Here is a 2,191-nt window from a genome sequence, read left to right as displayed (position 1 = left end):
CGCCGAGGCCCCCGGCACCGCCGAGGACGACCTGCGGGTCGCCGGCGCGCCGGAGCGGCCGGGCGCGGGCGTGGCGGGCGACACCGGCGAACTCCCGCCGTTCGAGCCCGGTCACTCCCCGTCCGCGGGCTTCCCCGGAGCCACCGAGGTCATCTCGAGCGACGAGCCCGCCGGGCGCGCGCGCCGTCCCCGGCAGGCCCGCAGGAGCGGCGGACGCCGTCCCGCGTCGGTCTCCGGCCCGTCCCGTTCCGGTTCGCCGCGCTCCGGCGCGTCCGGCCGCACCGGCATGAAGATCGCCGCGATCGCGGCGGGCGCGGTCGTGGTCCTCGGCGGCGGAGGCGCCGCCGCCTACGCCCTCACCGGCTCGGGCAAGAGCGAGGCCGCGGGTTCGGACAAGACCACCGTCGCGGCGGGCCCGGCCAAGGCCGCGATGCCGCCGCTCGACCCCGCGAAGGTCGAGGCGCAGCGCAAGAAGCTGGCGATCGACCGCGCGTCCCGCGCCAACCGCGACGCCACGGGCGACAAGATCAAGCTGATGCCGAAGGGCAAGCCCGTCCCGACGCCCACCAAGTCCGCGGACTCCGCGGGCGGCGACAAGGGCGGCAGCGGCGGCGGTGGCGGCCCGTCCGGCGACCCGGTGCCCGCCGGCACCGCCCAGCAGATCGCCAAGACGATGCTGCCGAGCTACGGGTTCTCCGGCTCCGGGCAGTTCGGCTGCCTGGTCAAGCTGTGGAACAAGGAGAGCGGCTGGAACACCCACGCCTCCAACCCGACGTCCGGCGCCTACGGCATCCCGCAGGCCCTGCCCGGCTCCAAGATGGCGAGCGCGGGCTCCGACTGGCAGAACAGCGCCAAGACCCAGATCAAGTGGGGCCTCGACTGGCAGAACAGCGCCAAGACCCAGATCAAGTGGGGCCTCGGCTACATCAAGGGCCGCTACGGCACGCCCTGCGGCGCCTGGGCGCACAGCCAGTCCGTCGGCTGGTACTGACATCCGGCCGGACGGCCGACGCGCGACGTCGGCCGTCCGCGCCGCCGGCCGGTCCACGCACCGGCGCCCGACCGGCATCCCGCCCGGTCCCAACTCAACAGGACTTGGACGGCCCGTCCGATCTCGGCCGTCCAACTGAGGGAAGCCCTCTCCCGTTCGGAGGGAAGGGCCCCTTGGGCGCGCAAGGATCGCGCCCTCCCGGCTGACCCCGCCCTCGCGGGTCGGCCCTCCACCTCGGCAGCACGTGCGTCCCGTCCCCCTTCCAGGGGACGGCGCTTCCGCACGGCCATCGCGTCCCCCCGACGCCCCCGGCGCCCGGTCGCCACGCCCGCACGGGCGTGGCCGCGCCGACCGAGGTGGCCATCCGCCGGACCGACCGGTCCGTCCGGCACGACGAAAGGTTCGCCTTGGCTGTCAAGCCGCTCCGTCGCTCCGCCACGCTCGTCCTCGCCGCGTCCCTGACCTTCGGCGTCGCCGCCGAGGCCGTCCCCGCCCAGGCGGCGGCCCCGACCCGCGCCACCGTCACGGCGAAGACGACCGCGCACAAGCTCTCCCGCGCCCAGCGCAACAGGGCGATCGCCAGGACCATGGTCGCCAAGCGCGGCTGGTCGAACCGGCAGTACAAGTGCCTGGTGAAGCTCTGGAACCGGGAAAGCCACTGGAACCACAAGGCCGGGAACGCCTCCGGCGCGTACGGCATCCCGCAGGCGCTCCCCGGGCGCAAGATGCGCAGTGCCGGCAAGGACTGGCGCACCAACCCGAAGACCCAGATCAAGTGGGGCCTGCGCTACATCAAGGGCCGCTACGGCACCCCGTGCCGCGCCCTCGGCCACTCCAACGCGCGCGGCTGGTACTGACCGCTTCGCCCTGATCGGACGGCACGTCCGGCGATGGCCGCTTTAGTCGCCTGATCCGCAGGGCTTTGTCTCGTCCGGGGCTTGTGTCCCGGCGCGGACGCGAGGGGACGGACTCCGGTCCGTCCCCTTTGTCCGTCCACTCGGAAAGCACGCGCCCATGGGTCGGCAAAAGCCCGGTCCGCGGCCCCGGAATCTGCCCGCGTCCCGGCGCGGAACCTGAGCACGCTGAAACCGTGTCCACTCACCGATGCACCGACACCGTCCGGGACCGGCCGCGCCTGCTCCGCGTCCTGCGGCGCCGCCCGGCCCCGGGCCCCGGCCGACGCGTCCGCGCCGCCGCCCG

Annotated in this window: 2 protein-coding genes; both read left to right on the top strand. The window is 74.9% G+C overall.

Features of this window, described 5'->3' with window-relative positions:
* Positions 1-991 (top strand): aggregation-promoting factor C-terminal-like domain-containing protein (locus tag DZF91_RS41640; protein ID WP_328589099.1); only part of this gene is annotated, 991 nt, incomplete at its 5' end.
* A gap of 407 nt (positions 992-1,398) precedes the next feature.
* Positions 1,399-1,848, top strand: coding sequence for an aggregation-promoting factor C-terminal-like domain-containing protein (locus DZF91_RS41635; protein WP_235833985.1), 450 nt, complete (start codon positions 1,399-1,401; stop codon positions 1,846-1,848).
* Positions 1,849-2,191: the final 343 nt, after the last annotated feature.

Origin of the sequence: Actinomadura logoneensis, assembly GCF_003428695.1 — a bacterium.
In the GTDB taxonomy this organism is placed as follows: Bacteria; Actinomycetota; Actinomycetes; order Streptosporangiales; family Streptosporangiaceae; genus Spirillospora; species Spirillospora logoneensis.
This window is presented reverse-complemented; position numbering and strand designations above follow the sequence as displayed.